The sequence below is a fragment of the Bradyrhizobium sp. 23 genome, assembly GCF_023073295.1.
GTDB lineage: Bacteria > Pseudomonadota > Alphaproteobacteria > Rhizobiales > Xanthobacteraceae > Bradyrhizobium > Bradyrhizobium canariense_D.
In genome coordinates this window covers 1,661-7,808 of sequence record NZ_JADPJF010000011.1, presented here as the reverse complement: position 1 = coordinate 7,808, position 6,148 = coordinate 1,661, and the positions used below count along the sequence as shown (strand labels likewise).

At 59.0% G+C, this 6,148-nt stretch carries 2 protein-coding genes and 2 pseudogenes; 1 reads left to right on the top strand and 3 read right to left on the bottom strand.

The genetic code is table 11. The annotated features are described in order from the left end of the window. The 3 genes and pseudogenes from IVB32_RS01990 to IVB32_RS01980 form a co-directional block, all read right to left on the bottom strand. Nucleotides 1-875: pseudogene (locus IVB32_RS01990) on the bottom strand (8-amino-7-oxononanoate synthase); the annotation flags it as partial. Between the two features lie 86 nt (nucleotides 876-961). Beyond that, on the bottom strand, nucleotides 962-1,315 hold the full coding sequence (gene panD, locus IVB32_RS01985) for an aspartate 1-decarboxylase (RefSeq protein WP_247409648.1): 354 nt from the start codon (nucleotides 1,313-1,315) through the stop codon (nucleotides 962-964). A gap of 50 nt (nucleotides 1,316-1,365) precedes the next feature. Beyond that, nucleotides 1,366-2,080, bottom strand: a pseudogene (locus tag IVB32_RS01980) (radical SAM protein). A gap of 2,974 nt (nucleotides 2,081-5,054) precedes the next feature. Here IVB32_RS01980 and IVB32_RS01975 point away from each other — a divergent pair. After that, nucleotides 5,055-5,276 (top strand): hypothetical protein, encoded by a 222-nt coding sequence (locus tag IVB32_RS01975; protein WP_157642944.1) that lies wholly within the window; start codon nucleotides 5,055-5,057, stop codon nucleotides 5,274-5,276. Nucleotides 5,277-6,148: the final 872 nt, after the last annotated feature.

Genomic DNA, 6,148 nt, shown 5'->3' with positions numbered 1-6,148 from the left:
TCGCCAGCCGCTGTTGGCGCTCCGGCTCCTCCTGCAGGATCAACAGAGCCTCCCGTACGGCCACCGCCATTAACGGCGAAGGGGCGGTCGCGAAGATAAACGGGCGACAGCGATTGATCATGAAATCGCGCAGCACGCCAGAGGCGGTGACAAGCGCGCCGGCAGCTCCCAGCGCCTTGCCGCAGGTATGAATAACCAGGAGATTTTCGCGTCCTTCAAACGGCCCTGTGAGCCCTCGCCCCTGCTCGCCGTAAACGCCGGTGGCATGAGCTTCGTCCACAACCAAGAACGCATCGTGCCGGTCCGCGATCGCGAGCAGGTCTTCAAGCGGTGCGAAATCGCCATCCATGCCGTAGAGGCTCTCGACTACGATCCAGACCTGCCTCGCTCCGCCCGCGGCACGCCAGTCGCAAATTGCGCTTTCGATAAACTGCGGGCGGTTATGGGCGGTGATTCGAAACGCGGCTCGGCCAGCTCGTGCTCCTTCGTGAATGCTGGCGTGAACCAGGGAATCAAGGACGAGCAGGTCATCCCGTTGCGGCAACGTTGTCAGCACCGCAACCTTTGCAACATAGCCACCGCCGAAGAAGAGCGCGGTCTGCGCGCCGAAGAACCGCGCCGCTGCTGCTTCGAGGCATTCGTGCTCCTCGCAGTTGCCGCGCAGAAGCCGTGATCCGCCGGCTCCGATCGGAGTACCGGCTTCAAGCGCGGTGACGATCGCTTTTTTCATCCGCGGCGCGCTCGCCAGGGCCATATAATCGTTGGATGAAAAGTCAATCCCGGTGCGCGGCCTGAGACTCTGCAGGCGGTTCTCGCGTTTAAGCATCCAAGCCTGCCGCATAGCTGGTGACTTTACCCGCAATGATGGTATTCATTCTTCACTCGCTGAGCCAAGGATCGACGCCGCAAAACTCCTAACTGGCCACCAACGACAGGGCTCTACGCGATTAGCTTGTTGGATTCAGATCGGCACGATGCGATTTTGTCGATCAACCAGCACAATGCGCGGCCTGAAGCTTCTTGCCTCCGCCTCGTCAACTGAGGCGTATGCAACGATGCTTATCCTATCGCCGGGCATCGCCAGTCGCGCCGCCGCACCGTTCACGTCTACCGTGCCGGACCCTCGCGGCGCTTCTGTCGCAAACGTTGCAAAGCGTGCCCCCGTCTCGAGGTTGTAGAGTTCGACGCGTTCGTTAATCAGGATACCGGCCGCGTCCAAAAGTGCGCGATCAATCGAGATCGAGCCTTCAAAGTGCAGGTCGGATTCAGTTACCGAGGCGCAATGAATCTTTCCCTTCATCAAGACAATCTGCATTTCTTACCTACGCTAGTGGCTTGCGCGCAGCACGCCGTTCTTCTGATGGCTTAAGCGAGTCCAGACGTAATGCCGAGCCGAGCTAACAAACTTGCATCACCGTCAAATTGCGGGTTTTTGGTAGTCAGCAACACATCGCCGACAAAGATGGAGTTCGCACCCGCCAAGAAGCATAGGGCTTGGAGTTCATCACTCATGTACTGGCGCCCGGCGGCCAACCGTACGACGCTCGTGGGCATCATGATCCGCGCGGTCGCCACCAGGCGCACCAGTGCAATCGGATCGGGACGCTCCGCCGTGACCTTCACCGGCACGCCATTCACCTCGTTCCACAGGTTGATCCTCGGGTGAAGTGTCCACGTTATGATTGTAGAAGTCGAGGCCGGCGTCGGCGAGGCGTGCGGCTTGCTTTGGCGTGAGCATGCCGAGCGTTACGCACGTCTCCATGCCAACACGTTTAACGGCGGCAATCATGTCGCAGACCTTATCGAGGTCGCGGTCCTTTGGACTGCGCCACGCCGCGGCCATGCAGAAGCGACTCGGCCCGGCCGCCTTGGCGCGCTGCGAGGCGGCGACCACATCAGCGCGATCCGTCAAGCGAGTCGCCTTCAGGCCAGTGTCGTAATGCACGCTCTGTGCGCAATAGGCGCAGTCTTCAGGACAGCCGCCGGTCTTGATTTGAGCAGGCTTGCGGTTTCGACGTGGGTCAAAATTACCGCGATGAACGGTCTGGGCCTGAACTAGGAGCTCGGGAATTGGCTGCACGTAAACCCCCTCCGCCTCGGCACGTTCGCAGTCGCGGCGGACCGGCGCGCCGTTGCGGCCGCTATTGCCTTCGACTTCCACAGCACCCTCAAGATTTTCGCTCGATCGTACAGACGACAACGTCGTGCGTAGCTCCGCAAAGCAACACTCTTGCCCTGTATTGAACGAGAAATATCGCCGAGTTGCGCGGGCATGGCGCTGATATCAGGCTAATCGCCGCCCCCTCATGCAGGATTTCCCCGCGGGCGCGCCTCACTCAGGTAACTAGGCGGTGCGTCCGGTAGTTGCGCCCCCTAGGAGCCTCTTCCGATGCAAATGTATTTGGCCGCGCGCCGTGTATAACGGAGCGACGGATCTGCTCACCTGGCTGAATCCTCAATGGTGTTGTTATGCGCGTCACATTCCGCACAACAAACGGCGGCCTCAACAAGCCGACTCTGCGAGCGTTACCTTCCGCCCCTTTCAGAAGTGCAGCGGGTTGGGCTCTGGGGCGCAGAGTAGTGGCTGACGGCCCCTTGGCGGGCCTTGGCCACCTAGGCTCGCTCGCCGCTGTGCTCGTCGTCCCTGGCTGTGGTGAGCAACTCCGCGGGGCTCTCGATTATGTCGCCGCCGCCCGACTTGGCGTCGGCGGGGCGAGATCCGCTAAGGTGTCGCACTCATCTGCGCAAACAGAATTGCCGCTTCAGACGGCCCGAGCCCGACGATGCCCACGAAGGCTGCCGGAGGCATCGGAATGACCTGACGCGTCGGCCTCCAGAGATGCAGGCAATAGCGACTATTGTTCACATACTGCGAATGAGGAGGATGCAGCTGCATCACGCATTCCTCTTCATCCCAAAACATATCTTTAGCGAGGCACATCTCCTCCCAGTTTGGAGATCGCCGTGGCGTCGACACTGAGACATGCTCCCATCCCGGACGGATTAAGCCGATGATCTTGAGTTGGCAGCCACAAGGCCCCTGCACGAAGAAGAGACCAGAAGGGCCAGACCCTGGTGCAGTGGCGAATTGGCCCTCGCGAACGCGCCCCGCCTCCAGTCTTTCTACACTGTGCCTCCTCATGCGTCCTCCATTTGGCCGATAGAGTTGCATCCGGCACCACTCGTCTTGTCCGAGTCGCACATCGAACGGGCACCCGGGCATGGGCAGCCCCAGCTACCGCTGATCATCTGCACCGAACCTACTTGGATGAAGATCATCGGTTCTATCCGCACCGTTCACCGGGGAGTTCTCTTGGGTTTGTCTTTCGACATCTGATCGTCTCTTCAATTTTCTTGTCATTCGCGCCTTCGTTGCGAACCCGGCCTCATGCAGACAATCTGCGCAGAGATCTATGATGGCCCGTCTTGGCAAGCCGTGCCAGCAGGAGCTTCTGCTCGCCTCTTCGCCTGAACATGTCCGCAATGTATGGCGTTGAGTTCAGCAGTGCTTGGTGCAAGATGCCAGAATTCGACTGAAACGCCTCACGCCAAAATGGCGGCGGAAGCCAATTCGCGTGGCATGATCCGGCGAACCGGCTACTTTGTCACCCAAACAAACGTCCTGGCTTCAGCAACATGATGCAAAGCGCGACGCCAATGCCTCGCCAGTTCATCGAGCGAGAGGCTTTTGATTCGACGACCTGACGGTGGGCTTTCATCTCATCCTTCTCATGTCTAGCGGTTAGCCGGCTTGCCGCCTGAGACACCGTCAATGCGTCATCTATGTGGCCGGCCCCGCGACTCAGAATGGATTCATGGTCAGAGGCTCGGACGCGCGGACCGCACTCGTTCAGCAGCCTAGCTCATTGGTCTTACCGCATGACGCAGTTTCGCAGTTCAGCTAACGGGCTGTGAGCTCCAACGGAGAGACACCCGCGCCGGGGTCACACGGCGTTGACGATCGGTGCAACCGTCCGCCCGGTGGCGATCAGAACTGCCCGTCAAGCTCATTTCTTTGCCGCCCCTCCGCGAGGCGAGCCAGCTTATCATATTCTTCAGCGACCTTGAGGAGCCTGCATCTGGATGTGTCGTCCTCGAGCGACTCCGCTTTTCTTCGGGTCGCTTCAGCACGGCTTCTCCAATGTTTGGCGTCTGAGAACAGCTTTTTTTCCTTCATGCGGAAGACGATGCAATTTTTAGATCACGAAAATGCGACACATGCCCTACGTAAGATCCCGTAGGTTGGCTTTCGCAAAAGCACCTCATTTGCGGTTATCTGCCGACCACTCTGTTGATGTCTGCGATGCGACAAGCCGCTCGCAGCAAGCGCGGCAAAGGGCGCGAATGCGCGACTCTCGACATTAGGGCTTGAATCGTACGTAGCGTCAGATTGTAGGGTCTCTTACAGTTGGCAAGCGTGCTTGGCCGTACAACAGCTTCCGGGCGACACAATTTCGAGTGTATCATTTGGCGCCCAGATTGCAGAACGCCCGCCTTGTCCCGGGCGCCGCAGTGAAGTCGCCTCGGCGAATCATTGCACGTGTGGCGACTAAGCCAGGCTGCAGGGGAACCGGATTCTAAGATCGCAGCAGCATCCTCGCGTGGCGGTTGCCCGATTTGACAGATTGCTCACGCAGAAGGTCGCCGTCCGGAGATCGGGGCCTCGCAGCTCAGAGTGGAATGGAAGTTGGAGGCCATACTCATCTTACGTAGCCGTGATGCGGCCGCGGCGAACCTGCAATAGCTTGCTCACGCCAAAACAGGTAGCTCCAGGCATACACGGTTGCCAGCATTCTCGCCGGAGATGCGTCGACTGGTCGCTCATGCCGAAGCCGCCTTCGGGTGCCTGGATTGCCTCCGCCGCCGCCTCCATCACGTTTTTCGTATCCAAAGACGGGCAACACGGCCTTCGGAGTAGCAATGACTTCTACAGCTTTGGCTAGCAAGTGGCCGTTCAACTGATGGCCATGGCGAGCGCGCGAGGTCAGACCACAAGGAAATCTCGATCTATGCTCTGTCCGAAATGTCACACAGATAACTGGTGCGAGATCGCAATGCACGATCCCTGGAGCGGCCGACCAGTGATCAACTGCAATACTTGCGGTGAGTATGCCGAATACGATTGCCTCCAGCGCAAAACAGCGCACGCGATCATCGCAGCTACCTTGGCCTGTAACGTTAGCAAAGAGGACGAGCGAGATCCGCGGGCGGTTGCTGAAACGATTTTGGATGTGCTGGAGAATGCCGGCCTAACAATCGCTCGCGCCTCAAGATGAATGGGAGGACGCCGATCGGCGCCCGCTACAAGGCCCCGGCCATCCATCAGAGAGCATGGCCAACTGCGCCGCTCGTTCCAACAGCCATTTGATTGCCTGCAAAACCGCGGTCTTTCCCCCGGCCAACCTGGAGTAGTCGGCGTAGCAAGTCTTCAATACCAATGCGATTGTAGCAAACGCGCCAATCTGGACTCGAGCCGCGATGCTCTCAATGGGACCAGGGCTGAGTACCGATTAGGCCTTCCAACGTGACGCTCGGCAAATCTTCCCACAAATATCGAATCCGCGATGATCAACCCGGCGTGGCCTGCACCTGACGACGCCTTTCGAGGTCGTCCATAGTTCAAGGTTATCTAGAACGGCGAAGTCATTGTTGGGTTACCTGACGGGAGCTTGGCTCTTTGACCAGGTTAACGGGCTGCCGATTGATCTCGTTTCCAATCTTCTCAGCCGCCGCGGCACCGACAACTCCCGGGAAGCAGCCCCATTACGATGGTGACAGCGGCAGAGCTCGGCTGGATAGACAAAGCCAATTCGCACCGCCTCGCCAGAGCATTCCAGCCATGGGCGATCGATTGCGTCGCCAAGGCACCTCCTATCCACACATTTAAGTAAGCTTGATTGATTCGCTTGATCACTCGTGGCCACCGACGAGCAGCCTCCCAACTGGGGGGGCGCTATGCGCGCACACTCGAGCGGACCTGAGCTGCGCCTTCCGCAGACGATTGATAGTAAGCGCTTAGCCGGGACCCTTATTGGAGCTGGCTTGACGCTTTGCGGAATCGCCACGGCATGAGGTCTTCGATTCTGCTATGGGGATGGCCGTCGATGATGGCCTCGAGTGTTTCGGCGATGTAGGCGGCCGGGTTGAT